At 68.4% G+C, this 26,161-nt stretch carries 21 protein-coding genes; 9 read left to right on the top strand and 12 right to left on the bottom strand.

Going from position 1 to position 26,161, the window contains the following annotated elements; all coding sequences use genetic code 11:
* Position 1 precedes the first annotated feature (1 nt).
* From ACQPYH_RS15640 to ACQPYH_RS15585, 12 genes are read right to left on the bottom strand one after another with little or no spacing between them, the layout of a single operon-like run.
* Entirely contained in the window at positions 2 to 973 is a 972-nt protein-coding gene (locus ACQPYH_RS15640) for an aminotransferase class IV (protein WP_432891871.1), read from the bottom strand.
* 29 nt (positions 974 to 1,002) lie between these two features.
* Entirely contained in the window at positions 1,003 to 1,560 is a 558-nt protein-coding gene (locus ACQPYH_RS15635) for a dTDP-4-dehydrorhamnose 3,5-epimerase family protein (protein WP_432891868.1), read from the bottom strand.
* Entirely contained in the window at positions 1,557 to 2,801 is a 1,245-nt protein-coding gene (locus ACQPYH_RS15630) for a polysaccharide pyruvyl transferase family protein (RefSeq protein ID WP_432891865.1), read from the bottom strand. The genes ACQPYH_RS15635 and ACQPYH_RS15630 overlap by 4 nt, the downstream gene beginning before the upstream one ends.
* Complete coding sequence (locus ACQPYH_RS15625; RefSeq protein ID WP_432891863.1) at positions 2,798 to 3,733, bottom strand: glycosyltransferase family 2 protein; 936 nt, start codon at positions 3,731 to 3,733, stop codon at positions 2,798 to 2,800. The genes ACQPYH_RS15630 and ACQPYH_RS15625 overlap by 4 nt, the downstream gene beginning before the upstream one ends.
* Positions 3,730 to 4,653 (bottom strand): glycosyltransferase family 2 protein, encoded by a 924-nt coding sequence (locus ACQPYH_RS15620; protein WP_432891860.1) that lies wholly within the window; start codon positions 4,651 to 4,653, stop codon positions 3,730 to 3,732. The genes ACQPYH_RS15625 and ACQPYH_RS15620 overlap by 4 nt, the downstream gene beginning before the upstream one ends.
* Positions 4,650 to 5,930 carry a hypothetical protein gene (locus ACQPYH_RS15615; RefSeq protein WP_432891858.1) on the bottom strand — a complete coding sequence of 427 codons (1,281 nt, stop codon included), beginning with the start codon at positions 5,928 to 5,930 and terminating at the stop codon, positions 4,650 to 4,652. Before ACQPYH_RS15615 ends, ACQPYH_RS15620 begins: the two co-directional genes overlap by 4 nt.
* Positions 5,931 to 5,948: 18 nt before the next feature.
* Positions 5,949 to 6,683 carry a class I SAM-dependent methyltransferase gene (locus ACQPYH_RS15610; RefSeq protein WP_432891855.1) on the bottom strand — a complete coding sequence of 245 codons (735 nt, stop codon included), beginning with the start codon at positions 6,681 to 6,683 and terminating at the stop codon, positions 5,949 to 5,951.
* A 19-nt stretch (positions 6,684 to 6,702) separates the two neighbouring features.
* A complete protein-coding gene (locus ACQPYH_RS15605; protein ID WP_432891853.1) occupies positions 6,703 to 7,842 on the bottom strand; it encodes a methyltransferase C-terminal domain-containing protein in 1,140 nt (379 codons plus the stop codon).
* A gap of 14 nt (positions 7,843 to 7,856) precedes the next feature.
* Positions 7,857 to 8,507 (bottom strand): PIG-L deacetylase family protein, encoded by a 651-nt coding sequence (locus tag ACQPYH_RS15600; protein ID WP_432891850.1) that lies wholly within the window; start codon positions 8,505 to 8,507, stop codon positions 7,857 to 7,859.
* On the bottom strand, positions 8,507 to 9,361 hold the full coding sequence (locus ACQPYH_RS15595; protein WP_432891847.1) for a glucose-1-phosphate cytidylyltransferase: 855 nt from the start codon (positions 9,359 to 9,361) through the stop codon (positions 8,507 to 8,509). Before ACQPYH_RS15595 ends, ACQPYH_RS15600 begins: the two co-directional genes overlap by 1 nt.
* 25 nt (positions 9,362 to 9,386) lie before the next feature.
* Positions 9,387 to 10,622, bottom strand: a complete 1,236-nt coding sequence (locus ACQPYH_RS15590; RefSeq protein ID WP_432891845.1) for a class I SAM-dependent methyltransferase — start codon at positions 10,620 to 10,622, stop codon at positions 9,387 to 9,389.
* Complete coding sequence (locus tag ACQPYH_RS15585) at positions 10,622 to 11,683, bottom strand: NAD-dependent epimerase/dehydratase family protein (protein WP_432891842.1); 1,062 nt, start codon at positions 11,681 to 11,683, stop codon at positions 10,622 to 10,624. The genes ACQPYH_RS15590 and ACQPYH_RS15585 overlap by 1 nt, the downstream gene beginning before the upstream one ends.
* Positions 11,684 to 11,883: 200 nt before the next feature.
* On the opposite strand from ACQPYH_RS15585, the gene ACQPYH_RS15580 reads away from it, so the two are divergent.
* From ACQPYH_RS15580 to ACQPYH_RS15540, 9 genes are all read left to right on the top strand, one after another.
* On the top strand, positions 11,884 to 13,206 hold the full coding sequence (locus ACQPYH_RS15580; protein WP_432891840.1) for a UDP-glucose dehydrogenase family protein: 1,323 nt from the start codon (positions 11,884 to 11,886) through the stop codon (positions 13,204 to 13,206).
* Positions 13,203 to 14,438: a glycosyltransferase family 4 protein gene (locus tag ACQPYH_RS15575; protein WP_432891837.1), complete on the top strand. Its 1,236-nt coding sequence runs from the start codon at positions 13,203 to 13,205 to the stop codon at positions 14,436 to 14,438. Before ACQPYH_RS15580 ends, ACQPYH_RS15575 begins: the two co-directional genes overlap by 4 nt.
* A 1-nt stretch (position 14,439) precedes the next feature.
* Positions 14,440 to 16,359, top strand: a complete 1,920-nt coding sequence (asnB, locus tag ACQPYH_RS15570; RefSeq protein WP_432891834.1) for an asparagine synthase (glutamine-hydrolyzing) — start codon at positions 14,440 to 14,442, stop codon at positions 16,357 to 16,359.
* A 19-nt stretch (positions 16,360 to 16,378) separates the two neighbouring features.
* The gene (locus ACQPYH_RS15565; RefSeq protein ID WP_432891831.1) at positions 16,379 to 18,829 is read left to right on the top strand and encodes a bi-domain-containing oxidoreductase; all 2,451 of its coding nucleotides are present in this window, start codon (positions 16,379 to 16,381) and stop codon (positions 18,827 to 18,829) included.
* Positions 18,826 to 20,775, top strand: a complete 1,950-nt coding sequence (locus ACQPYH_RS15560; RefSeq protein WP_432891828.1) for an alginate lyase family protein — start codon at positions 18,826 to 18,828, stop codon at positions 20,773 to 20,775. The genes ACQPYH_RS15565 and ACQPYH_RS15560 overlap by 4 nt, the downstream gene beginning before the upstream one ends.
* Positions 20,776 to 20,863: 88 nt before the next feature.
* A complete protein-coding gene (locus tag ACQPYH_RS15555) occupies positions 20,864 to 22,078 on the top strand; it encodes a Wzz/FepE/Etk N-terminal domain-containing protein (protein WP_432891825.1) in 1,215 nt (404 codons plus the stop codon).
* Entirely contained in the window at positions 22,075 to 23,712 is a 1,638-nt protein-coding gene (locus tag ACQPYH_RS15550) for a YveK family protein (RefSeq protein WP_432891822.1), read from the top strand. Before ACQPYH_RS15555 ends, ACQPYH_RS15550 begins: the two co-directional genes overlap by 4 nt.
* Complete coding sequence (locus ACQPYH_RS15545) at positions 23,709 to 24,956, top strand: O-antigen ligase family protein (protein WP_432891819.1); 1,248 nt, start codon at positions 23,709 to 23,711, stop codon at positions 24,954 to 24,956. The genes ACQPYH_RS15550 and ACQPYH_RS15545 overlap by 4 nt, the downstream gene beginning before the upstream one ends.
* Positions 24,953 to 26,155 carry a glycosyltransferase gene (locus ACQPYH_RS15540; protein WP_432891816.1) on the top strand — a complete coding sequence of 401 codons (1,203 nt, stop codon included), beginning with the start codon at positions 24,953 to 24,955 and terminating at the stop codon, positions 26,153 to 26,155. The genes ACQPYH_RS15545 and ACQPYH_RS15540 overlap by 4 nt, the downstream gene beginning before the upstream one ends.
* The last annotated feature ends 6 nt before the right edge of the window (positions 26,156 to 26,161 follow it).

The following is a 26,161-nucleotide window of genomic DNA, read 5'->3' as shown; positions in this document are numbered from 1 at the left end:
CTCAGTCGGCCGATGCGCCCGCATCCGCCGCCTGAAGTTCACGTGACGCGCCGGGCAACGGCATCAGCTCGACACCCGGCAGGGCCAGGTCGCCACGCATGAGTTCCAGGTAACGCTGCCGGAGCTGCGCCAGCAGTCCGGACTGGTCGTACTCGACACCGTCGAGCTCGGAGACCAGCGTCAGCTCCGAGATGGTGCCGGCCAGGCCGCACTCGTCGGCGGCGAGCAACTCGGTCCGCTCGATCGGGCGCCGGTCGAACGGCATCCCCAGGTCCTTGGCCACCTCTTCGAGGATGTCGACCGTGATGCTGTCCAGGCACGACTCGCTGGTCGGCGGCGTCACGATCCGTCCGCGCTGGACGATCAGCACGCAGGCACCGGTCGCCTCCGCGACCCGGCCGGCGTCGTTGAGCATGATCGCGTCGTCGTAGCCGAGGCGGCGTACTTCGATGCGGGCCATCCGGGCGCCGACATAGTTCGCGCTGCTCTTCACCCGCGTCGGCAGGACCAGGTCGCCGGCCCGCCGCCAACTCGTCACGCCGAGCCGCATCGGGTCCGGGTCGAGCTTGCGCTGGCTGAAGGCGGTGACCACCAGGTCGGCCTCGGTCGCTTCACCCCAGTGCCCGTGGGTCACGTACATCGTCGGCCGGAACCACAGGTCCTTGTCCGGCACCAGCAGCTCGCCGGCCAGCTTCTCGAGCCCGGCGACGAACTCCTCATAGCTGAATCGGACCGGGATGTGGAACAGCGTCGCGGAACGGCGGAGCCGGTCGTAGTGACGGCGCGGAGTCCGGATCGAGAAGAGTTCGCCGGCCGAGTTCCAGTAGCCCTTCACGCCTTCGAAGACGCTCAGCGCGCGGGTCAGCGCCTCGGCGCCGATGTGGATCTTGACGTCGGTGTACGGCACGAGCTCGCCGTTGACGAGCGCCCAGGGCGGCGTCTGGAGCTGCGATATCGATGCGGTGTGAGCCATGAGGGCCCCCTTCCGGAGTTGGTGATCGATCAGCGGGCGCTCAGGACGCCCGCGGCGAGGTCCGCAACAGATACGGCCCGTTGGTCGCGGGCCGACATCAGCGTGACCGGCAACGGCCACGGGATGGCGAGATCGGCGTCGTCGTACGCGATCACGACGTCCTCGGACGGATCGTGCGGCCGGTCGATCCGGTACGCGATGTCCGCGGGTTCGGTGAGCGCCTGGAAACCGTGCCCGCATCCGGCCGGGATGTACACCGAAGCCTGGGTGTCCCCCGACAGCGTGAAGTGCGCCTGCCCCAGGTACGTCGGGGAGTCCGGCCGGAGGTCGACCACGACGTCGAACACCTCACCCGCCGAGCAGCGGACCAGCTTCGCCTCGCCCTGTCCGGAGCGCAGATGCATCCCGCGCAGCACGCCTTTGCGGGACCGCGACAGGCTGTCCTGCGCGAACCCGTCCGGGTCGATCCCCACCGACCGGGCGATCTCGGCGTCGAAGGTCCGGCTGAAGAAGCCGCGGTCGTCGACGTGCGGTGTGGGCTCGAACAGATAGACCCCGGCGATCTCGGGTACCTGCGTCACCTTCATGAGCGTCCCTCCAAAGTTTCCGCCTGCGCCGGGAAGACCTTCGACGACAGGACGTCGTACTGGTCCTCGAGCCGGCTGCGGTTGACGGCGTTCCGCTCGTCCATCGCCGGTCCGACCACGTCGCGACGGGACTCGAGCGCGGTGTACTGGGCGATCAGCCGATCCACATCGAGTGAGCGGATGTTCTGGCAGAACTCCGCGAGGCCCATGTCGGCCATTAGTACGTCGTTCTTCGCGGCGTACCCGATCGACACGGTCGGCTTGGACAGCATCAGTGCGCACACGACGTTGTGGAACCGGGTGGCGACGACCGTGTCGAGCGCTGCCATCTGCGCCATCAGGTCGTCCAGCGACTTCGGCGGGTCCTCGACGACCCAGGACGGATCGAGGTCGGGCCGGTTCTCGCGTACGTCGGCGAGGATCGCGGCCGAGACCAGCTCGTCCTCGTGATCGCCGGTGAGCAGCCGGACCCGGTGCCCGTGGTCGACCAGCCAGTGCACGAAGCGAGTCATCTTCGCGACGTACTCGTCGAAGACCTCCTCGGCGCGGTCGCGGTCGTCGTCGGTGCCCCGGTAGGTCATCACGCCGACGCCGACGGTCGTGGGCTCTCCCGGCGGAGTCGCCGACCGTACGGCGGGAATCGGCAGCGAGAACGCCAGGTCCGGGTAGACCGGGTCGTCCGCGATCCCCAGGCCGGTGGCGCGCATCGCGTCCTTCGACAGCTGGTCGCGGAACGAGCGGTAGTACGCCAGGCGGGCCGCCAGCGTGAAGACACGACGGGTCATCCGCCGTCCCGACGTGTTGGCGCCGACGCTGACCAGCGCGACCTTCGTACCGGTCAGGCGACCGGCTGCGGTCAGCAGGAGCAGCGAGTACGGGAAGCCCCACCAGCGCAGCGGCAGACCGCCTTCCAGCACGCCCATTCCGGGCACGACCACGACGTCGTGGCGCCGGACCCAGGACGCGGTCCAGAAGAAGTCGACGATCTTGCCGATCCCCTTGAGCGCGACCGACCGCAGGCTGCTGGCCGTGTTGTACTCGTCGCGGTTCCAGTTCATCCGGGTCGCGGCCAGGCCGTAGCGCTTCTCCACCACCTCGGGACCGGAGCAGAGGAAGTCGATCTCCGCGTCCGGGTACGACTTGGCCAGGTAGGCGAGGAACGCCTCCAGCGACCCGTCGTTGCCGAGGTTCCCGTGGCCCAGCAGGCCGAAGAACCCGATCCGCAATCCTTTGTCGTTCATGCGATTCGTCCGCTCTGGCCTGCGACCACCATGGATACCGACACGACCTCGCTGACCTGCTCGACCGGGGTGTCCTGCCGTCGCATGGACGGTGGCACGGCCCGGCTGGTCATCCAGCGAACAAGTTGCCAGAGGCAACGCACTCGCCGGCCGCCGGTCAGCGGCGCGCGGAACAGCATCCGGACGTAACCCAGCGGGTACTCCGCGAGCAGCCGGACAGTCGAGTGCTTCCGGCGGCGCGGGTCGAGGTTGCCGCACCAGGAACGGACCGTGCGGTTCGACCGCAGCGCACTGTCCGGGTGATCGCGGCGGAAGAACAACGACGCCGGCACGTGGAGGAACCGGCCGTGCAGCGCGATCTCGGCCACGATCGTCCGGTCGGCGTGGTAGAAGCTCTCGTTCAGCGCGGTCCGCCGCAGTACGTCGGCCCGGACCACGCCGTAGTCGTCATCACCGCCGACGTCGAACAGCAGGCTCCGGAACCGCTCGACCGGGTCCGGCGAGTCGGTGGTCAACGGGTAGCCGACCTTCGCCACGATGTCGCCGGCCTCGTCGATGATCGCGCTCCACGAGTGACACAGCACCGCGTCCGGGTGCTCGTCGAGCGCCTCGATGCAACGCTCCAGCAGATCCCGCGCGTACAGGTCGTCGTACGACGCCCACTTGAACAGCTCGCCGCGGGACTCGGTGAAGACGACGTTGTGGTTCGGCGACGCACCGACGTTCACCGGCTGGCGGATGTAGCGGATGCGCGGGTCGCGGGCCAGGTACTCCCGGCAGATCCGCTCCGTGCCGTCGGTCGAGGCGTTGTCGGAGATGATCAGCTCGAAGTCGGCGTACGTCTGCCCGAGCAGCGCGTCGAGCGCCTCGGCGAGGTACTTCTCGCCGTTGTACACCGGCAGGCCGATGCTCAGCCGCGGTACTGCGTTCATCTTCTCCTCATCTCTGCGAGAGCCTGCGGGTGCCTGGCGGGAACCGTGTCTTCGATCCGGGCCGACGATCTGTGCGCCGCCCGGCTCGCCAGCCAGCGCAGCAGGTGCGTGTAGCAACGACGGCGCTCGGCCGACGAGAGCGGCGCCCGCCGGATCGCGCCGACGAAGCCGCCGACGTACTCGGCGAGCAACCGCGCGGTCGGGTTGCTCAGCCGGCGCGCGCGCCGCGGCTCCATGTTTGCGCTGCGGCTGCGGATCGTCGGCTTCGCCCGCTCGGCGCGGTCGGGGTGGTCGCGGCGGAAGAACAGCACCTCGGGCACCTGGTAGAACCGCCCGGACAGCGCGATCTCGGCCATCAACGTGCGGTCCGCGTGGTGGTAGCTGCCGTGCAGCGGCGTACGGCGCAGCGTCTCCGAGCGCATCACGCCGTAGAAGTCGTCGCCGCCGACGGCGAACAGCATGCTCCGGAACCGCTCGACCGGATCCGGCGAGGCCGTCGCGAGCGGATAGTCGACCGTGAGGAGGATCTCGCCGGCCGCGTCGATGAACGCCTCCCAGGAGTGGGCGAGCACGAGTTCGCGATCGTTGTCGAGCGCATCGATGCAGCGCGCCAGCAACTCGCGTCCGTACAGGTCGTCGTACGAGGCCCACTTGAACAGCTCGCTGTGCGACTGCTCGAAGACGAAGTTGTGGTTCGGCGTGGCGCCGATGTTGGCCGGCTGGCGCAGGTACGTGATCCGCGGGTCCTTGGCGGCGTACTCGCGGCAGATCGCCTCGGTCGCGTCGGTCGAGGCGTTGTCGGAGATGATCAGCTCGAACTCGCCGTACGACTGTCCCAGCAGGGCGTCGAGGGACTCGGCGAGATACTTCTCGCCGTTGTAGACCGGCAGCCCGACGGTCAGCCGCGGTACGGCGTTCATGTGCTTCTCACTTCGGGAACGGCCGGCTGGGACTCCTCGGAATCCACCGCCGACTCGAGCTGCTTGCGCTCCCGGACGCCGACGCGCAGCGTGTACCACCACACGAAAGCCGCTGCGAACGTCGCACACGCAGCGCCCCAGGCCGACCCGCGCGCACCGTCGAGCGCACCGCCCACGACCCCGCCGACGAGGTAGAACGCCGACGCACATAGCTGAGCCTTCAGACTGCGGCGGGCAATACCGAGCGCACGCAGACCCGCCGCGGCCCCGGTGTTGAAACCGGCGCACGCCACCGACAAAGTTGCCGGCAGCACCAATACGGACGCGGTCAGCCAGACCTCGCCGAGTAGTGCGTGGCCCCACTTGTCCGGCAGCGCGAACAGCAGGAGCAGACCCCAGGCCAGCGCGGCGAGCGCCTGCGCACCTCCGAGTGCCAGACAGAACCACGGCAACGCCCGGACAGACCTTCGCAGAACCCTCGCGGCCTCCGGTACGGCGACCAGCCCGATGCCCGACAGCACGATGAAGAACGGTCCGAGCAGCATCTCCGCGCCGCGCACCGTACCGACGGCCGCGACGCCTGCGAACGCGCCCAGTCCGTACATCCGGAGCTGGTAGGCGCCGCTGAGCGTGACGTTCTCGGTCAGGTAGCGCAGGCTGAGATCGCGGTGTTCGGACAGCCAGCGGCGAGCCAGCGCCGGCCGCGGCAGGATGCCCGCCTGCAGCCCGCTCACGAGCGCCGCGAACACGCCGGCCCCACCCCACGCCAGCACGAACCGGGTCACGCTGGCGTGCTGGGACGCCAGATAGAGCAGCGGCACCAGGCCGAGCGCCCAGGTGATGTCGCTGATGAAAGCCTTGCCGCCCTGTCCCGAGGCGAAGAACGCGAACCGCCAGCTGTCCTGCAGCATCAGGCCGGGCAACACGATGCCCAGGGCAATGAATGCCTGGCCGGCGTGCCCGCCGAGGAGCAGCCCGACGAGCGCGCAGATCGCACCGGTGCCGAGACCGACGACGATGGCCATCCCGGACGACTTCGCGACCGCGGTCCGCCACACCGGCCGCTCCAGGCCGCTGAACCGGACCGCGAGCGGATCGGTCCCCAGGCCGCGGGAGATGTTCAGGACCACGCCGTACGTCACCCAGGCCAGACTGAACGCGCCGAACTCCAGCGCGCCCAGCTGCCGGGCGACGACAACGCCCACCAGGAAGCTGACCAGGCTGGTCACAGCCTGGTCGGCGAGACCCCAGGTGAGGCGGCGCAGGACAGCTTTCATGGTCGGCTCACAGTCGGCTCACAGGGCGCTTCGCTGGACGGCCGGCAGGTCCTGGAGGCGCCACAGTCCGAGCCGGTTCGGGTCGACCTCGCCGCCGTCCGGGAAGGACTCGAGCGGCGCGGGGAAGTTGAACGGCGGGAGCGACATGTTCAGCTGCCGCCAGTTGCGGCCGGTGAACTGGTTGTGGTTCCGCTCGACGTTCGCGTAGGTGTTGATCACCAGCCACTTCGCACCGGTGGCGCGGAAGTTCTCCAGAATGTCCGCCGCGTCCTGGAACGAGACGTGCACCAGGCAGTCCCGGCACAGGATCAGGTCGACCTCAGGCAGCTTGTCCTTGGTCAGGTCGGCGACCGCGAAGTCCCGCTGCTCGTTGCCGTACTCCTCCCGGTTCTTCTCGATCACGCTCGCGACGATGTCGACACCGTGGTACTTCTCCACCGGGAGCGGAATGTGGCGCATCCAGTTCAGGTCGCCGCACGGGGCGTCGAGCATCGTCTTCACGTCGAGCCGGGTCAGCATCTCCGGCAGGCGTTCGCGGATGTCGACGGTGGCCCGCAGCTCGGATCCCGTGCCGGACCCGGACTCGGTGCTGTCCCATCCCGACGACTCGTAGACCTGCGTGAACAGCGCCTCTCGGGACGTCACCCGCCACCGCAGCCGGTGGATCGCTGTCAATCGGGCCATCGGCCCGCGGAGTACGCGCTTGACGATATCCAGCCCCGAACTGCGCAGGCTGCTCACAACGGATGTCATTCCGGTTCCTCTCCCCAGTTCACCTTGCGTCTTGACGACGAGTCCCCATCTCGTGCGGCTCCGGCAACGGGACCAGGTAGGTGGCACCCCAGCCGCCGTCGGCTTCCAGTTGCGCGACGATCTCGTCGGCGATATCCCAGGTCAGCACGAGGACGACATCCGGCCGCGCGGCCTTCAGCTCCTCGATCGGGCGGATCGGCACCATGCAGGCACCGGGGATCCGGCGGCCGTGTTTGCCCGGCGCCAGATCGACGGTGAACGGCAGCAGGTCCGTCGTCACCTTGCTCAGGTCCAGGAGCACCGGCGCCTTCGACGGCGCGCCGTACCCCAGGACCGTGCGGCCCGCAGCCTTGTGGCGGGTCAGCTCTTCGTGCAGTGCGCCGGCCGCGTGCCGGGCAGCCTCGTGCAGGCTGCCGAGCTGGACCTCGTCCGCGATCCCGGCCGCTTCCTCGTCGTCCAGGACCACGTCGACCGATGCGTCCGGCTTGGCGTCCGCGGTGTGCCGCAGCATCACCATCAGGCTGCCGCCGTACATCTCGGCCTGCTGCACCGACTCGATGGTCAGACCGTGCAGCGCGGCGATGTTCTGCAGCGCACGCAGCGAGACGTAGGCCCAGTGGCCGTGCCGGATCGTGTCGAACTGGTTGCCGATGAACAACGGCAGCAGGTGGTGGAACTCCATCACCAGCAGGCCGCCCGGTGCGAGCCGGTCCGCCCGCAGCTTCAGCGAGTCGCCGTACTGCGGCTCGTGCACGATCCCGTGAACGTCGATCACCAGGCCGGCCTTCTCGTCCTCACCCGCCAGCCGCGAACCCGCCGCGAACAGGTGATCGAGCCACGACCCGCCGTGCGGACTGCCGAACTCGAACACCACGGTCCCGAGAAGCTCCGGGTAGTCCCGCAGGATCTCCTTGACGGAAGCCTCCGCGTGCGCGCGGCTGGTCGCGGATTCGACCGCCAGCGGCTCCTCGGCCAGCTGTGCCTGCACCGGACCGAGCTGCACCAACGTGCACTCCCGGCAGAGCCAGAGCGACAGCGGCCAGCGCGGATCGGGACCGGGGTTGTCAGCCGGCGGGAAGTAGTCGGCGAGCGGCTGGTCGCCGATGTCCACCACGAGTACGACGTTCTCCGACGCGCACCCGCGACACTTGAGGCTCACCGCATCTCCCTCAGTCACCATGTCAACATGCCCTTGGCCGTCGTGAAGGCTTCGGCGTACGTCGCCCGGCACTCCATCCCGCGCAACCGGGCCAGCCCGGAGAAGACCTCTCCGTCGAACCAGTCGTGCGGGACCTGGGACGGGTACGCCTTGTGCAGCAGCGCGATCTTCTCCTGCATCTGCTCCTCGGTGAGCTCGACGTACAGCCACGGCCGGCTGATGTCGCCGTCCCACTTCGGGATCTCGTAATGCAGCACCAGGTGGCTGCGCCACACCGTCGGCGCCAGCTCCGCGATCAGCCGGTGGTCCTGGTGCGCGTCATGCTTGCTCGGGGCAAACACCAGGTCGGGACGACGGCTCCCCCGAGCCGTTGCCTCTAGCAACTCTTTGGTCTGGTTCCAGTACGCCGGCAGCCGGCCGTCCGGCAGCTCGGCCGACGTGACGCTGACCTCGCAGTCCGGCAGGAACAGCTCCGCCGCGCGGCGGGCCTCCTCCAGGCGCAACGGCGTACCGGTCGCGATCACGAACTCGGCGGTCAGCTCCGGCACCGACTCGGCCAGCTTCAGCAGCGTGCCGCCGCAGCCGATCTCGATGTCGTCCGGATGGGCGCCGAGGGCAACCAGGTGGACCGGCCCGTCGATCAGGCCGAGCTGGAACGGAAGCATCAGAGCGCCACCACTACCGGCGCATCCACCGACACCGCGGGTTCCTTGTCCAGCACCTGTGCCTGCTGCTGGCGGACCTGGTGGCTCCACAGCGCCCATGGCTTCTTGCCGGACCGGTACAGCTCCTCGAGCTGGCTGCGCTCTTTGAGCGTGTCCATCGGCGCCCAGAACCCGTGGTGCGGGATGGCCTCGAGCTTGCGCATCGCGGCCAGCCGCGGGAAAGCGTCGCCGACCAGATCCTCACCCTCGTTCAGGACGTCGAAGATCTCCTTCTTGATGACGAAGAACCCCCCGTTGATCCAGACGTTCAGGTCGACCGCCGAACGCAGCCCGGTGACCCGGGAGTCGGTGCCGAACTCGACCGTGTGGAACGAGGCCTGCGGTGGCACCGCGAGCAGGCTGGCGGTGATGTCGCTGGTCATCACGTGATCGACGATCTTGTCCATCGGCGCGTCGGTGAGCACGTCACCGTAGTTGGCCAGGAAGGCGTCGTCGTCCTCGAGGAACGGCCGGACCCGGCGCAGCCGCTCACCGATCGAGGTGTCGATGCCGGTGTCGACGAAGGTGATCTTCCACTCGCTGATGTCGGAGTCGAGCAGCTCGATGTGCTCGCCGCCCTTCGTCATGACGAAGTCGTTGGAGACGGTCTCCTCGTAGTTCAGGAAGTAGTTCTTGACCGCGGACCCCCCGAAGCCCAGGCACAGGATGAACTCGGTGTGGCCGAAGTGCGCGTAGTACCGCATGATGTGCCACAGGACCGGCCGGTCGCCGATCGTCATCATCGGTTTCGGTGCGGAGTCGACGCCGCTGCGCATCCGCAGCCCGAGCCCCCCGCAGAAGATCACGACCTTCATCTGACTTTCCTTCCCCCCACGGCTTTCAGATCACTTCGAGCTGCGGGATGGGTACGACGAACTTCGCGCCCCATTCCCGTGCGTAGCCGAGCTGTTGGACGATCTCCGCGCGCAGGTTCCACGGCAGGATCACGATGTAGTCGGGGCGCGTCTCGGCCAGGCGCTCCGGGGCGAAGATCGGGATGTGCGTACCGGGTAGGTACATCCCGTGCTTGTGCGGGCTGCGATCGACCGTGTACGGCAGCAGGTCCTCGCGGATGCCGCAGTGGTTGAGCAGCGTGTTCCCCTTGCCGGGAGCGCCGTACCCGGCCACCGTCTTGCCTTCGCGGCGGGCCTGGATCAGGAACTCGAGCAGGTCGGACTTGATCGCGAACACCTCGTCGGCGAACCCGAGGTGGCCCTCGACCGTGTGCAGCCCGGCGTCCGCCTCGTCCTGCAGCACCTTGCCGACCAGCTCGGTCGGCTCGCCGGCGGTTTCGATCGGCGTACTGAACAACCGCAGTGACCCGCCGTGGCTGGCCAGCTCCTGTACGTCGACGACCTTGAGGCCGGCCTTCTCCAGTGCCAGCGCGGCGGTCTTCAGCGTCAGGTACTGGTAGTGCTCGTGGTAGATCGTGTCGTACTGGCGACGCTCGATCAGCCGCAGCAGGTGCGGGAACTCCAGCGACACCAGGCCGTCGTCCTTCACCAGCGCGCGCAGGCCCTTGGCGAAGTCGACGATGTCCGGCACGTGCGCGAACACGTTGTTGCCGACGACAAGGTCCGCCTGCCCGTGCCGGGCCGCCGCGTCCTTGCCGGTCTCCTCACCGAGGAAGTAGCTCTCGGTGCGGATGCCGTTCTCGTTGGCGATCTTGGCGATGTTCGCGGCCGGCTCGATGCCGAGCACCGGGATGCCGAGGGCGGTCGCGTGCTGCAGCAGATACCCGTCGTTGCTGGCGGCCTCGACGATCAGGCTCTCCGCGCCGAGGTCCAGCCGCTCCTGCATGTCGACGACGAACCGGCGGGCGTGCTCCACCCAGCTGGTCGAGTACGACGAGAAGTACAGGTAGTCGCTGAACACGTCGTCCGCGGCGACGTACGCAGGGAGCTGGACGAGCAGGCAGTTGTCGCAGATCCGCACGTTCAGCGGGTAGAACGTCTCACCGCTGTCGATCTGGTCCGCGCGCAGGTAGCTCTCGCACGGCGGCGACATGCCGAGGTCGACGAACGTGCGCGTGAGCTCCGCGCCGCAGATCCGGCAGCTGTTCATCCGGGTGTTCATCACTGCATCTCCTTCGGTCCCGGGAACTGCCCGTCGGTCTGGCGCCGCAGCTGGCCGTCGACGAGTCCGGCGCTGAGCAGCTGCTGGATCCGGCGCAGGCGGACGAACTGGGCGGAGTTGAAGTCGTCCAGCGTGAGGCCGTGCCGCTGGTAGGCGTCGTACATCTCCTCGACGCCCTTGCGGACCGTCCACTGCAGCTGCAGCTCCGGGAACGTGTCGTTGAGCTTGCTGAAGTCGACCTTGTAGTTGCGCAGGTCGGGGCCGGCGCCCTCGGCGATCGACAGCGTCGAGCCGGGCACCGCCTCGCGGACCATCTCGGCGATGTCGCGGACCTGGACGACGTCCTCGGACCGGCCGACGTTGAACGCCTCGTCGTGGATCGTCTCCCGCGGCGACTCGAGCACGGTCAGGAACGCGCGGCTGATGTCCTCGATGTGGACCAGCGGGCGCCACGGCGTACCGTCGCTCTCCAGCCGGACCTGGCCGGACGTCAGCGCAATCGCGGTCAGATTGTTGACGACGATGTCCAGCCGCAGCCGGGTCGACGCGCCGTACGCGGTCGCGTTGCGCAGGTAGGTCGGGCTGAAGGTGTCGTCGGCAAGCTTCGACAGCTCCTGCTCGGCCAGCGCCTTGGTCTCGCCGTACGCCGTGACCGGGAACATCTCGGCGTCCTCGCCGACCGCCTCGGAGCCGGCCGCGCCGTACAAGCTGCACGACGACGCGAACAGGAAGCGCTCGACGCCCGCGTCCTTGGCCGCCTGCGCGACGTTCAGCGTGCCGTCCAGGTTGACCGAGTACGTCGCCGCCTTGTCCAGGTTGCCGAGTGGATCGTTCGACAGCGCGGCCAGACAGACCACGGCGTCGTACCCCTCGAGCTCGCGCGCGGTCACGTCCCGCATGTCCCGCGGCGCCCTGTCCCCGATCGGGTCCGGCCCGCCGAGCAGGTCACACCCTTCGTACAGGCCCGTATCCAGACCGTCCACCTGATGCCCGGCAGCCCGCAGGAACGGCACCATGACGGCCCCGATATAACCCCGATCCCCGGTGACCAGAACCCTCATCTGTTTCCCCTCACCCCAGTGCAGCCCTGTCGCCCAATACAGAACCCCCGGACAAGCGCCTGATACACGCAATTTCTTTACCGGCCGATTCAAATTTCTCCGGCCTGATTTCGGCGGGCGTGTATCAGGGGGTCCGCCACGGTGCTCTCATGGGCGCTGCGGACGTGGGGATGCCGCGTCATGAGCCTGTGGGGGGCGTTATGAAGGTTGCCGTGTTCGGCCTGGGGTACGTCGGATCTGTTACGGCCGCGTGCCTGGCTGCCGCCGGCCACGACGTCTGGGGGGTCGATGTCGATACTGCGAAGGTCGATCCGATCACTCAGGGACACAGCCCGGTGGTCGAGCCGGGTCTGGACGAGCTGGTGGCGGACGGTGCGACCTCGGGTCGCCTGCACGCGACCACCGATCCACGGGTCGCGCTCGAGCGGGCAGATGTCTCGCTGATCTGTGTCGGTACACCGTCGACTCCGGCGGGTAGTACCGATCTGACGTACATCAAACGCGCGGTCCGCGATATCGCGGAGGCCGCGCAGACCGTCGTCCGGCCGACGTCGGGGTTCCACAGCATCGTGGTCCGCTCGACGGTTCCGCCGGGGACGGTCGACGAGGTGGTCGAGAAGGTGCTGGCCGACGTACCGCCGCCGGAGGGTCTGACCTTCGGTACGGCGATGTGCCCGGAGTTCCTGCGCGAAGGATCCGGCCTGGCCGACTTCTACGCGCCGCCGTTCGTTGTCGTCGGCACCCGTAACCCGAAGGTCGGTACCGCTCTGACCGACCTGTTCAGCTTCCTCGGCACGGACGTGGAGGTCGTCGACGTCCGGACGGCGGAGGCGCTCAAGTACGCCTGCAACGCGTTCCACGCCACCAAGGTCTCGTTCGCGAACGAGATGGGCCGGATCTTCCGGCACTTCGGGGTGGATTCGCGCGAGGTGATGAAGATCTTCGTCCAGGACAAGAGCCTGAACATCTCGCCGTACTACCTGAAGCCCGGCTTCGCGTTCGGCGGCTCGTGCCTGCCGAAGGACCTGCGCTCGGTCCTGCACCTGGCGCGGATGAACGACACCGAGCTCCCGCTGCTGGCCGGCACGCTCGCCACCAACGAGCGGAGCGTCCGTGACGTCGTCGACCGCGTGATCGCCGGCCCCGGCCGTGAGATCGCGCTGCTCGGCCTGAGCTTCAAGCACGCGACGGACGATCTGCGCGAGAGCCCGAACGTCGAGCTGGCCGAGCGCCTGATCGGCAAGGGCTACAACCTGCGCATCTACGACGCGATCGTGAACCCGACCCGGCTGGTGGGCGCGAACCTGCGCCACGTGCAGTCGAAGCTGCCGCACCTCCAGCGCGTCCTCACCGACGACCCGACGGCGGCCCTCGCCGGTGCCGACCTGGCCATCGTCTCGGCCACCGATACTGCCGCGATCAACGCCCTGCTCGAAGCGCCGCCCGCACGGACGATCGACCTGATCGGCCGGCTCGGCACCGACGTGGAGGCGCTGCCCGGATACGAAGGAGTGGGCTGGTGAGCGGTCCGCGGGTCCTCATCATCATCCAGAACCTCTGGGTGCCGTTCGACCGCCGCGTCTGGCTGGAGTGCCAGGCGCTGGTGGGGTCCGGGTACGACGTGACGGTGGTCTGCCCGAAGGGGCCGGGCGACCCGGCGTACCAGGTCATCGACGGCGTGACCGTGCACAAGTACAAGGCCTACGCACCGGGCGGCAGCAAGGTCAGCTTCGTCTGGGAGTACGCGTACTCGTTCCTGCTGACGCTGCGGCTGGTCTTCCGCGCCCGCAAGGCCGGCAAGTTCAAGGTGATGCAGGCCTGCAACCCGCCGGACATCTTCTGGCCGATCGCGATGCTGCTGCGCCGCCTGGACGGGACGAAGTTCGTCTTCGACCACCACGACCTGTGCCCGGAGCTGTTCCAGTCCCGCTTCGGCGGTACGACGAGCCTGCCGTACAAGGGACTGCGGTTCCTCGAGCGGACGACGCACCGCACGGCCGACCACGTCACCTCGACGAACGACTCGTACCGCCGGATCGCGATCACCCGCAGCGGCAAGGCGAACCACGACGTGACCGTGGTCCGCACCGGGCCGGACCCGGACAAGCTGCAGCGTGACCCGGCCGCCGCCGACGAGACGCTTCGCCGCGGCCACCGCTACCTGGTCACGTACATCGGCGTGATGGGCCCGCAGGACGGGGTCGACATCGTCATCCGCGCCGCGGATCACATTGTCAACAATCTTGGCCGCAAGGACATCGCGTTCACGCTGATGGGCGGCGGCGACTCGTTCGACGAGGTGGTCGCGTTGCGGGACGACCTCGGTCTGAGGGACTACATCGAGTTCACCGGCCGGGTGCCGGACGAGACCGTGCGCGCGGTGATGTCGACCGCGGACATCGGCCTGTCCCCCGACCCGAAGAATCCGCTCAACGACGTGTCGACGATGAACAAGACCATGGAGTACATGGCGTTCGAGCTGCCCGTCGTCGCCTTCGACCTGATCGAGACCAAGGTCTCCGCCGCGGACGCGGCGGTGTACGTCGAGCCGAACGACGTCGCGCAGTACGGCGAAGCGATCGTCGAGCTGCTCGACGACGAGGTACGGCGGCGGCGGATGGGCAAGCTCGGCCGCGAACGGGTCGAGCAGGTGCTGGCGTGGAAACACCAGCAGAAGGCGTACCTGCAGGTGTACGACGCGTTGACCGGTCACGTCAGCCACATCGGTGACGTCGCACGCGCGACGGGGTCCTGACGTGTGCGGCATCGCCGGCTGCTACCAGCAGCACGACGGTTTTGCGCTCGCCGAGGCGATGAGCGACCGGATCGCCCACCGCGGTCCGGACGCCGACCGGGTCTATGCGTTCGACGAGGGCGACGTACGGGCGTTCCTCGCGCATCGCCGGTTGTCGATCATCGATCTGTCGTCGGAAGCCGACCAGCCGTTCAGCAAGCGCGGTCTGACCATCTGTTACAACGGCGAGCTCTACAACTACAAGGAGTTGCGTGCCGAGCTGTCCAAGGCCGGCGTCGGCTTCCGCACCAACGGCGACACCGAGGTGGTGCTGGAAGCGTGGCGCCGCTGGGGTCCGGACGCGCTGAAGCGGTTCCGGGGCATGTTCGCGTTCGCGATGCTCGACGAGGACAGCGGCAGCATGTACCTCGCCCGCGACCCGCTCGGCATCAAGCCGCTGTACTTCCTCCGCCGACAGGGCGGAGTCGTCTTCGCGTCCGAGCTGAAGGCACTCGTCACGGCCGTCGGGTCCGAGCTGCGGACCGAGCCAGGCGCGCTGATCGCGTCGATGCTCTATTACTGGCTGCCCGAGCAGCGTTGCGCGATCGACGGTGTCGAGAAGCTTCCGCCGGGTTCGTGGGCCGAGTTCCGGCCGGACGGCAGCAGCCGGCACGAGCTGTACTGGCGGGTGACCGACGTCGCGACCGAGGCCGCGGCCGGTCCGCGCGCCGACCTGCGCACGGTCATCGAGGAGTCGGTCGCCGCGCACATGGTCGCCGACGTACCGGTCTCCACGTTCCTCAGCGGCGGGCTGGACTCCAGTCTGGTGACCGTGCTGGCCAAGCGCATGGATCCGAGCGTCGACTCGTACACGATCACGTTCCGGGCGCAGGACCAGAAGCTCGAGGCGATGCCCGACGACGCGATCTACGCACGCAAGGTGGCGCAGCAGTTCGGGATCGACCTGCACGAGATCGAGATCGCTCCGGATGTCGTCGAGTTGCTTCCGCGGATCGTCGACATCCTCGATGAGCCGATCGGTGACCCGGCCGCGATCAACACGCTGCTGATGTGCGACACCGCGCGGGACGCCGGCGTGAAGGTTCTGCTGTCCGGGATGGGCGCCGACGAGCTGTTCGGCGGTTACCGCAAGCACCTCGCGTGCGTGATGGGAGCGCAGTACCAGCGGCTTCCCGGCGTACTGCGGAACGGTGTGATCGGCCCGACCGTACGACGGTTGCCGGTGACCGTGAACGGGCGCGGATTGCGGTACGCGCGGTGGGCCAAGCGGTTCGAGACGTTCGCGAACCTGTCCGAGGAGACGGCGTTCCGGCGCAGCTACACGATGTACGACGGGGACCAGCTGGCCGGACTGCTAAGCCCTGACCTGGAGCCGTACGTCGGGAAGCTGCTGTCCGAGCACGCCGACATCTACCACGACACCACGCTCGACGATCACGTCAACCGGATGTGCCTCGCGGACTCGCGGATGTTCCTGCCGGGGCTGAACCTCGCCTACACGGACCGGTCCAGCATGGCGGCGTCGACCGAGGTACGGACGCCGTTCGTCGACCCGATCGTGGCGCGTGCCGCGTTCTCGATCCCGGGCAGCGAGAAGATCCACCGCCGGGTCAGCAAGCTGGCGTTGAAGAAGGCGGCCGAGGCGTGGCTGCCGAAGGAGATCATCTACCGGCCGAAGGCGTCGTTCAGTGCGCCGCTGCGCGCGTGGGTGCGGAACGACCTGCGCGAGCTCGTCGACGACACGCTGCTGCGCGGTGAGCTGGTCGGCAGCGGGTTCCTGCAGCGGGCCGCCGTACAGAAGCTCGTCGACGACGAGCGGGCCGGGCGCGAGGACTACTCGAAGCAGATCTGGCAGTTGCTGACCTTGGAGACCTGGACCCGCCACATGCGGTCGCTGGGCGTCACCATCACTTCCCTCTGACAATTTGGCAAGGACGGACATGAAGCAGGTTGCACAGAACTACAAGTCCGGTGAGCTGGCTGTGCTGGACGTGCCTCCGCCCACCTGTGCGCCCGGTGGCGTGCTGATCCGTTCGCTGTATTCGCTGATCTCGACCGGTACCGAGCTGATGAAGGTCGGCGAGGCGAAGCTGTCGCTGGTCGGCAAGGCGAAGGCGCGGCCGGACCAGGTGCGGAAGGTGCTGGACTCCGTTGCGCAGCAGGGCGCGTTGAACACCTACAAGAAGGTGATGAACAAGCTCGACTCGTACACGCCGCTCGGGTACTCGCTGTGCGGTGTGGTCGTCGAGGTGGGCGCCGGCGCGGAGGAGTTCAGTGTCGGGCAACTGGTGGCCGCGGCGGGGAACGAGTTCGCGTTGCATGCGGAGTACAACTGGGTGCCGTTGAACCTGTGCGTGCCGGTGCCGGACGGCGTGCCGGCTGAGCAGGCGGCGTTCTCGACCGTTGGTGCGATCGCGATGCAGGGTGTGCGGCAGGCTGAGGTGCAGCTCGGCGAGACGGCTGTGGTGATCGGGCTCGGTCTGGTCGGGCAGCTCGTGGTGCGGCTGCTGGTCGCGGCCGGGGTGCGGGTGTTCGGCATCGACACGGTCGCGGACCGCTGCCGGATGGCGGAGAAGGCAGGTGCGCTCGCGTGCTCCTCCCCCGACGAGGCAGGTATCGCTTCGCTGGAACGGTCGTTGCTTGAGGCATCGAACGGCTTGGGTGCCGACCGGATCCTGCTGGCCGCGGGCGGTCACTCCAACGGTCCGGTCGAGACGGCTGCGCGGCTGGCGCGCGACCGGGCCCGGGTCGTCGACATCGGCAAGACCAAGCTGGATCTGCCCTGGAACGCGTACTACGACAAGGAACTGGATGTCCGGTTCTCGCGCTCCTACGGCCCCGGCCGCTACGACGACCGCTACGAACTCCAGGGCATCGACTACCCGGCCGGCTACGTCCGCTGGACCGAACGCCGCAACCTCGAATGCTTCATCGACCTGATCGCCCGCGAACAAATCGACGTAGCCAGCCTCATCGCCGGCCAGTTCCCCATCACCGACGCCACAAACGTCTACCAACAACTCAGCTCCGGCGCCCTCCCAGGCGTTGGCTTCCTCTTCGAATACCCAAACGACGTGCCGGCTCCGGCGCTCCGCGCCGAAGCCGGCCCGGAAAAGACAGAGACCGAAGAGGCAGCATCCGGTAGTGCAGCAGGCACGGCAGGTGGCGCCGGAGCGAGCACGCTGGCCGGTGCCAACGGAGCCGTAGCAGGCGCGAACGGCGCGCCGCATAGCGCCGCAGCCGGCACGGTCGCCGGCGCGAACGGCGCGGCGCACGGCGCCGGATCGGTAGGCGGCGCGGCGGGTAGCGCCGGGGCGGGCACGCTGGCCGGTAGCAGGAGTGGCTCGGGGCTTGATGACAACCGCCGGCGGGAGCCGGCCGGGCGACCGGCTCCCGCCGGCGCCGCCCGGTTGGGGTTTGTGGGGGCGGGGAACTATGCGTCGAGCATGCTTCTGCCGCATTTGCAGAAGGACGAAGACGCCGTCTTGGCTCGGGTTGCTACCAACAAGTCGTTGTCGGCGGCTAATGCTCAGCGGCGGTTCGGGTTTGAGCAGATTTCTACGGATGCGCAGGAGGTCCTGTCCGACGACAGCCTGGACGCGATCTTCGTCGTGACGCGGCACAGTACGCACGCCGAGCTGGCGTGCCGGGCGCTCGAGACCGGGAAGGCGGTCTTCGTCGAGAAGCCGTTGGCGTTGACCGACGAGGAGCTGGACCGGATCGTCGCCACGGTTGATGCCACCGGCAACGATCGGCTGATGGTCGGGTTCAACCGCCGGTTCGCCCCGCTGCTGACCGACCTGAAGGGCCGCTTCGGCGACCCGGGCGGCGCCTTCTCGCTGCGCTACCTGGTCAACGCCGGCAAGCTCGACTCCACCAGCTGGTACCTCGACGCCGGCAAGGAAGGCACCCGGTTCGCCGGTGAGGGCGGGCACTTCATCGACACCCTGACCTGGTGGCTGAACAGCCTCCCGACCGAGGTGTACGCCGTACCCGGACCCGACACCGGCGACGTGATCGTCACACTCCGGTTCGCGAACGGCTCGGTCGGCACGATCAACTACGTCGCCGGCGGCAACTCGCGCTCCCCGAAGGAGACGCTCGACATCACCGGCGGCGGCCGCAACGGGCGCCTGGACAACTTCCAGAGCGCCTCGGTGTGGGCCGGCCGCAAACCGTCGACGAAGAAGTCCCGCAGCACCGACAAGGGCCAGCAGACCGAGCTGGCACAGTTCGTCGCCGCGGTGAAGTCCGGCGGCCCGATGCCGATCTCCTTCGACGAGCTCGTCGCCACCACCCGCGCCACCATCGCAGTAGACCGGAGCCTGGCCTCAGGCAAAGCTGAGTCAATTCTGTCCCCACCCCACCGCCCCGGTCAGGGGAAGGTGTGAGCCGCCAGCCCTTGGGCTGGTACGTCCGCCGCCTGCGCCGGATGTCCCCCACCGAACTCATCCTGCGCGCTCGCGATACCGGACGCCGTACTGCCTGGGCCTACCAACAGGTCAGGCCCGGGCAGAACACGGCCGTTCACCTTCCGCTCCGCAAAGAGCTGACGTTCAGTACGACGCTGCCAGCGCACACCGCCTGCGCAGTACCGGAGGACGCCCGCAAGGCCGTCATCCAGACGGCCGACGCGATCATGGCCGGCAATCTCGAAGTACTCGGCGTCGACCGGACCGACCTGACGAAACCGGACTGGTTCCGCGACCCGATCACGGGCCGCCGGTCGGACCCGGCGCAGTACGTCTTCAAGCTGAACCACCGCAACGAGGAAGCGGTCGGCAACATCAAGCAGGTGTGGGAGCTGTCCCGCCACCACCACCTGACCCAGCTGGCCGCCGCCTGGTTCCTGACCCACGACGACCGGTACGCCGAACGTGTGGCCGACCACCTCAACGACTGGTGGCGGACGAACCCGTTCCTGTCCGGAGTGCACTGGGCCAGCGGTATCGAGATCGGCATCCGCCTGATCAGCTGGACGTGGATCCGCCGGCTGCTGAACGACTGGCCGGAGATCACCGACCTGTTCGAGCACAACGAGCTGGCGCACCAGCAGATCTACTGGCACCAGCGCTACCTGGCCGCGTTCCAGAGTCACGGGTCCTCGGCCAACAACCATGTGATCGCCGAGGCCGCAGGTCAGCTTGTCGCCGCCTGCGCGTTCCCCTGGTTCACCAAGAGCAACCGCTGGCGCCAGGACGCGGCAGCGCTGCTGGAGAAGGAACTAGACGCCAACACGTTCCCCTCCGGCGTGAACCGCGAGCTGGCCACCGACTACCACCGCTTCGTCTCCGAGCTCGGCCTGTACGCCGCTCTGGAGGCAGACTGGTCCGGTCACCCGCTCAGCCAGCACACGTGGGCGCTGCTCACCCGCACGATCGACGTGGCCGCAGCAATCGTCGACACCTCGCTCCGGCCACCACGCCAGGGCGATGACGACGAGGGCATGGTCCTGGTCCTTGATCCGCCGGACATCCACCACTGGTCGGCGTTCCTGTCGCTCGGCGCGGCTGCCGTCGGTGCAGCGCCGTGGTGGCCGGACAGCCCGCCCACTGCGACGTCGTACATCATCAGCTCGCTGGTCAAAGCCCAGCAGCCGGACCGCCCCGCCGTACGACCGGATCACTTCGAGGACGCCGGTCTGACGATTCTGCGCAGCGACGACGACGGCCCGGAGATCTGGTGCCGCGCCGACGCCGGTCCGCACGGTTTCCTCTCTATCGCCGCGCACGCGCACTCCGACGCCCTCTCGCTCGAGGTCCGCGTCGACGGCGTCGACATCCTGGCCGACCCCGGCACGTACTGCTACCACGGTGAAGAGGAGTGGCGGAACTACTTCCGCTCCACGATCGCCCACAACACCGTCGAGGTCGGAGGCGCCGAACAGTCCACCCTGGGCGGAGCGTTCCTCTGGCTGCGCGGCGCGACAGGCAAGGTACGCCGGCACGCGCCCAACACCTGGGAAGCCGAACACGACGGCTACCGCGTCGGCGATTCACCTGTCACGCACCGGCGTACCGCAGTACTCGACCACGGCGTACTGCGGGTCGAGGACCGGCTGGATGCGGGGTCCGACGTACGTATTGCCTGGCATCTGGGGCCAGAGGTGTCCGTCGAGCTGGACCGGTCGACCGGACGGCTGGAGTGGTCCACCGGGTCGGCGATCGTCGAACTGCCGGCCGGACTGACCTGGACAGCACACCGCGGTGGCGACGATCCGTTGCTGGGCTGGTACTCACCGCGATTCGGCCGCAAGGTCCCGATCACGACACTCGTCGGTACCGGAACCCTGCTGCCGGAGCAGCCGGCGGTAAGCATCTTCCGATTCCGGTCCTGACCGCCATTCGGCCCGATCAGGCTGTATCACCCTCCGTTCGCCGCCCTCTATTAACAAGACCGAACGTGGCGTTCGACTGGAGGGGACTGTGAGCGCACAGCAGCTCGACGTCAAGAAGTCCTGGCGGGCAATTCGCAGGCATCGCTGGATCGTTGCGGCCGTGGCGGCAGCCGGCCTGTTCGCCGGGGTCGCGATCGGGTTCTTCGTGCCGCCGCTGCACACCGCCACCTCGCTGGTGGTGTTGCCGCCGGCGCCGACGACCGACGCGGAGAAGGCCGCCGGTACGCAGAGCACCGACACGCAGGTGTTCATCGCGGAGAGCGAGCCGGTGCTGAAAAGCGCCGGGCAGAACCTGAACCCGCCGCTGACGACCGAGGTCGTCCGCAGCCGGGTCAAGGTCACCGCCGTCACCGAGGACGTCATCAAGATCGACGCCAAGGGTACGACGGCCAGCCAGTCGATGGCACTGGCGAACGCTGTTGCCGGGGTTTACCTGGTCTTCGTCACCACAGACCAGAACCTGCCCGGCGATCTGGGGAAGAAAACGGGGGCACGGGTGTTGGAGCAGGCGACAACCGCACGTGGTGGAAACGTGCCGATTCATCTCGGCATCTACGGACTTCTCGGCGCCCTCATCGGCGCGGTGGTCGGATCGATCGGCGTCCTGGCCAAGGAGCGCGGCGACCGCCGGCTGCGGCTGCGGGACGAGATCGCCGACGCGGTCGGGCTGCCGGTGCTGGCGTCGGTCTCGTCGTACCAGGCCAACGACGTGTCCGACTGGGCCTATCTTCTCGAGCATTACTCACCGACAGCGGTCGAGGCATGGGGGCTGCGCAAGACGCTGCACCACCTCGGCCTGGACGTGAAGGGCCAGGCACCGGTCTCGCTGGCCGTCCTCTCGTTCGCCGGCGACGACAAGGCGTTGCCGCTCGGCCCGCAGCTGGCCACGCTGGCCAACTCCATCGGCATCACCACCTCGATCGTGGTCGACTCGCACCAGGAACCGTCGGGTGACCCGACGCTGAGCATCCATCTGATCGTCGTCGACCGGGAGGACCCGATCGTGGTCGGCTCCGAGCCGACGACCAACACGATCATCGCCTTGTCGGCCGGCACCGTCACCGCCGAGGAACTCGCCCGGCTCGCGGTTGCCGCGGCGGCCGACGACCGTTCCATCGACGGCATCGTCGTCACCGATCCGGACCCGACGGACCGCACCATCGGGCGCGTCTCCCAGTCGATGCGCCGGTCGAGCTCGCGGCTGCCCACCCTCCTCACCGGCACCGCGAGGAGGACCAAATGAGCAACCAGCCGTACACGGAACCAGTGGTGAGCGATCCAGCCTGGGCGGACGACGACGGGCTGTTCGACGACCAGCCGACGAACGCGCACCCGCCGGACGCACTGGTCACGCTGCGGTTCCTCCGCGACGCGATCCGCCGCCACCTGCGGGTCTGGGTCGTGCTCGCGATGGTGGGCTTTCTCGTCGGACTCGGATCCACCTTCGCGCTGCCCGCTCCGAGCGTGTCCGCCACCCGGTTGCTGATCACCCATCGCGACGGTGAGGACCCGACCAAGGCGATGGCGACCGACGTCAGCCTGGCGACCACGCACACCGTGGCGCAGCGGGTGATCGACCTGCTCAAGCTGCCGATCAGCCAGGACGACCTGCTGAAGGAGTACACCGTTGTCGCCAACACCGACCGGGTGCTCCAGATCAACGCGGCGGGGAAGACCAGCGACGACGCGACCAAGCTGGCCGGCGTGATCGCGCAGGTCTTCCTGATCTACCGCAAAGAGCAGATCGCGTTGCAGGACGCCCCGCTCGTGCGTGACGAGGCCCAGGCCAAGAACGACCTGGCCGTGGCCGAGCAGGCAGTCCGCGCAACCGGCGACGACCCGACCGCGAACGAGCTGAAGCACCCGAACAGCCCGGAGGGGGTCCGGCTCGGCGCCGCCCGCGACCAGTACGTGTACGTCCGGCAGCAGCTGCTCGACTCGCAGGTCGAGGCGTTGCGGATGAACAGCAGCCGGGTGCTCGACCTAGCCGCACCGGTACCGGTCTCGCTCAAGAAGACGCTGGTGATCAACGCCGGCACCGGCCTGATCGCCGGTCTGTTCATCGGCCTGGCGTTCGTCGTCGTACGCGCGCTGATCTCGGACCGGCTGTGGAAGCGACAGGACATCTCGCAGGCGCTGGGCGCCCGGATCCGGCTGAGCAGCCCGCGACCCTCGCGTCTGCAGCTGCTCCCCCGGCCGCGGTACCTGCGTCCCTCGCAGCGGACCGCGCCGGAAGTGCAGCTGATGATGCAGCACCTCGATCAGCGCATCTTCTGGGGTGAGCACCCCACACCGGCGATGGCCGTGGTCAGCGTCGACGACGTGAACACCTGTGCGCTCGTGGTGGCGTCGCTGGCGGTGGCACTGGCCGAGGACGGCAAGCATGTGCTGGTTGCCGACCTGACCGAGACCGGCCGGCTGGCCGGGGTCCTCGGAGTCAAGACGCCGGGAACGCACGAGTCGCGCTTCAGCGCGCCCGGGCAGCGTGTCGACGTCCACCGGCCCGACCAGACCCGCGGCCCGGCCCAGGGCTGCTACCTGCACCTGAGCGACAGCAACCGGCCGTCGGGTTCGGGTGACATCGCGCTCGACTCGGCCTGGGAGGTCGCCGACGTCGTCCTGACTCTTGCCACGTTGACGCCGGAGCTCGGCGCCGATCACCTGGCCACGTGGGCGTCCAACGCCACCGTCGTGGTGACCGCGGGTCAGTCGACCACGACCAAGATCCAGGCCACCGGCGAGATGCTGCGGCTGGCCGGGCTCGAGATCAACAGTGCCGTCGTACTGCGTCCGGACCGCACCGACGAGGGTGTCGGCGTGACCGAGGCCGAGTCCGGACGTCCGCTGAGCGTGGATGTCGAGATGTTCCGCCGATGACGACGATCACCACCCGCCTCGGTACCCAGCTGACCACCCGGATCGGCCACCGCCCCACCCGGCGGGTCGTCGCACCGGAGGTACGGCGGCGGCACCGCGTGCAGCTGGCGTGGGCGCTGCTGGTGCTGAACGTGATGACGTTCTTCCCGGGTGCGCCGCACATCCTGCCGATCCCCGGATCGGTCGGCAAGCTGATCGCCCAGGGGGCGCTGGTCGGCGCGTTGATGGTGGCGTTGTCGGTGAACCGGCCGGTCCGGATCCGGCCGAGCGTCTTCGTCTTCCTGGTGATGGTCCTGGCCGCCGAAGCGCTGCTGGCCAGCATCCGGGCCGAGTTCCTGTTCGGTGCGTTGTTCCGGGCCGGACGGCTGTGCGGATTCGCTGTGGTGCTGTGGCTGCTGACGCCGTGGTGGCCCCGCCGCGACATGTTGCTGGTGCGGACCCACCTGATGGTCCTGTGGGCGATCGTCGGCTCGGTGGTCGTCGGCCTGCTCGTCGCACCGGGTCTGGCGATGACCGAGAACCGCCTCGCCGGCGTCCTCTGGCCGATCCCGCCGACCCAGGTCGGGCACTACACCGCGGGCGCCGCCGGCCTGTCGATCGTGCTCTGGATGTCCGGCCACCTCCGCCGCTGGATCGCGCTCACCAGCGTGGTGGTGTGCTTCCCGATTCTGCTGCTCACGCATACCCGGACCGCGTTGCTCGCGTTGGTGGTCGGCGTACTGATCGCCGGGCTGAGTCTGTTCACCGGACGCTCGCGGGTACGCAAGGCCTTCACGATCGGCATCGTCGTCTTCTCGGTCGGCGCGCTCACGCTCAGCTCGGTCGTCACAACCTGGCTCGCCCGCGGACAGGATGCCCAGGAGCTCGGCGCACTGACCGGACGCAAGGCGGTGTGGGACGCGATCCTGGCCCAGCCACGCTCGACCTTCGAGACCCTGTTCGGCTTCGGGTTGTCCAACAAATCGTTCAACGGCCTGCCGATCGACAGCAACTGGCTCGGCACCTACTACGACGTCGGGCTGGTCGGTGTCGCGATCACGATCATGCTCGTGCTGTTCGTGCTGATCGCCGCCTGGTTCCGCCCGCAGGGCCCGCACCGGGCGCTCGCACTCTTCCTGGTCACGTACTGCGTGATCGCCTCGTTCACCGAGAGCGGGCTGAGCGAGGCGTCGTCGTACCTGCTCGACCTGACGCTGGCCGCTTCACTCGTCTACAACACGTCGACCCGCGAGGGACCACGATGAAGATCCTGCTGGTACACAACAGATACCGGTCGACCGCACCGAGCGGCGAGAACCGGGTCGTCGATCAGGAGAGCGCGGCGCTGACCGCACTCGGGCACGACGTCCGGCACTTCGAACGGCACAGCGACGACATCGAGAACTGGTCCGCCTTACAGAAGGCGACGCTGCCCGGCCGGGTGGTCTGGAACCCGACCAGCCGGCGCGATCTCGCGACGGCGCTGGCCGAACACCGGCCCGACGTCGTCCACGTCCACAACACGTTCCCGCTGCTCAGCCCGTCGGTGCTGTACGCGTGCCGCTCGGCCGGCGTACCCGTGGTCATCACGCTGCACAACTACAAACTGCTGTGCGCCAGCGGTGACTTCTTCCGCAACGGCGAGGTGTGCCACGACTGCGCCGGCGGCAACCCGACCCCCGCGGTCGTCCATCGCTGCTACCGGGGATCCGCGCTCGCGACGTCGACCACGGTGCTCAACGCCCGCGGTCACCGCCGCAGCTGGCGCAACCTCGTGTCGGCGTACATCTTCATCTCCGAGTCGCAGCGTCGGTTGCTGGGGGCAATGAACTTCGATCCGGAGCGGTCGTTCATCAAGCCCAACGCCGTGCCGTACGACGGGCCCGTCGGCGGACCGCGGCAACGCCAGGTGACGTACGTCGGCCGGCTGGACGCGGCCAAGGGCGCTCCGCTGCTGATGAAGGGCTGGGACGCGTACCGCGCTGTCGCCGGTGACGACGCGCTCAAGCTCGTGATCGCCGGCGGCGGGCCGATGCTCGACGAGGTGACCGCCTGGGCGGCCACCCGGCCGTCGGTGGACCTCCGCGGGCTGATGAGCAAGGAGCAGGTGTTCGAGCTGATCGGGCAGTCGCGCGGGGTCGTGCTGCCCTCGGAGTGGGAGGAAACGTTCGGCCTGGTGGTGATCGAGGCGATGGCGGTCGGAGTACCGCCGCTGGCCTCGGCGCACGGGTCGTTCCCGGAACTGATCACCGACGGAGTCGACGGCGCGCTGTTCGAGCCGGGCCGTCCGGATGCGCTCGCCAAGCTGCTGCTGGACGTCGACGCGTCCCCCGCGCGGTACGACGAGCTCGGCCGGCAGGCGCGCACGACGTACGAGACGAAACACCGGCCGGAGCGGAGCATCGAGCAATTGCTCGAGATCTACCGGTACGCGATCGAACACCCTGTCACCGCCCACCGTTGAGGTCGA

It is taken from the genome of Kribbella sp. CA-245084 (assembly GCF_050942355.1).
In the GTDB taxonomy this organism is placed as follows: domain Bacteria; phylum Actinomycetota; class Actinomycetes; order Propionibacteriales; family Kribbellaceae; genus Kribbella.
Note: the sequence above shows the minus strand (reverse complement) of the source record. Positions and strands in the feature narration are given on the sequence as shown.

Coding starts and splice junctions, on each gene's coding strand:
- ACQPYH_RS15580 (WP_432891840.1), top strand. CDS start 11,884: ATGAAGGTTGCCGTGTTCGGCCTGGGGTACGTCGGATCTGTTACGGCC.
- ACQPYH_RS15620 (WP_432891860.1), bottom strand. CDS start 4,653: ATGAACGCCGTACCGCGGCTGACCGTCGGGCTGCCGGTCTACAACGGC.
- ACQPYH_RS15625 (WP_432891863.1), bottom strand. CDS start 3,733: ATGAACGCAGTACCGCGGCTGAGCATCGGCCTGCCGGTGTACAACGGC.
- ACQPYH_RS15585 (WP_432891842.1), bottom strand. CDS start 11,683: ATGAGGGTTCTGGTCACCGGGGATCGGGGTTATATCGGGGCCGTCATG.
- ACQPYH_RS15615 (WP_432891858.1), bottom strand. CDS start 5,930: ATGAAAGCTGTCCTGCGCCGCCTCACCTGGGGTCTCGCCGACCAGGCT.
- ACQPYH_RS15610 (WP_432891855.1), bottom strand. CDS start 6,683: ATGACATCCGTTGTGAGCAGCCTGCGCAGTTCGGGGCTGGATATCGTC.
- ACQPYH_RS15590 (WP_432891845.1), bottom strand. CDS start 10,622: ATGAACACCCGGATGAACAGCTGCCGGATCTGCGGCGCGGAGCTCACG.
- ACQPYH_RS15630 (WP_432891865.1), bottom strand. CDS start 2,801: ATGAACGACAAAGGATTGCGGATCGGGTTCTTCGGCCTGCTGGGCCAC.
- ACQPYH_RS15635 (WP_432891868.1), bottom strand. CDS start 1,560: ATGAAGGTGACGCAGGTACCCGAGATCGCCGGGGTCTATCTGTTCGAG.
- ACQPYH_RS15565 (WP_432891831.1), top strand. CDS start 16,379: ATGAAGCAGGTTGCACAGAACTACAAGTCCGGTGAGCTGGCTGTGCTG.
- ACQPYH_RS15545 (WP_432891819.1), top strand. CDS start 23,709: ATGACGACGATCACCACCCGCCTCGGTACCCAGCTGACCACCCGGATC.
- ACQPYH_RS15640 (WP_432891871.1), bottom strand. CDS start 973: ATGGCTCACACCGCATCGATATCGCAGCTCCAGACGCCGCCCTGGGCG.
- ACQPYH_RS15600 (WP_432891850.1), bottom strand. CDS start 8,507: ATGCTTCCGTTCCAGCTCGGCCTGATCGACGGGCCGGTCCACCTGGTT.
- ACQPYH_RS15540 (WP_432891816.1), top strand. CDS start 24,953: ATGAAGATCCTGCTGGTACACAACAGATACCGGTCGACCGCACCGAGC.
- ACQPYH_RS15550 (WP_432891822.1), top strand. CDS start 22,075: ATGAGCAACCAGCCGTACACGGAACCAGTGGTGAGCGATCCAGCCTGG.
- ACQPYH_RS15595 (WP_432891847.1), bottom strand. CDS start 9,361: ATGAAGGTCGTGATCTTCTGCGGGGGGCTCGGGCTGCGGATGCGCAGC.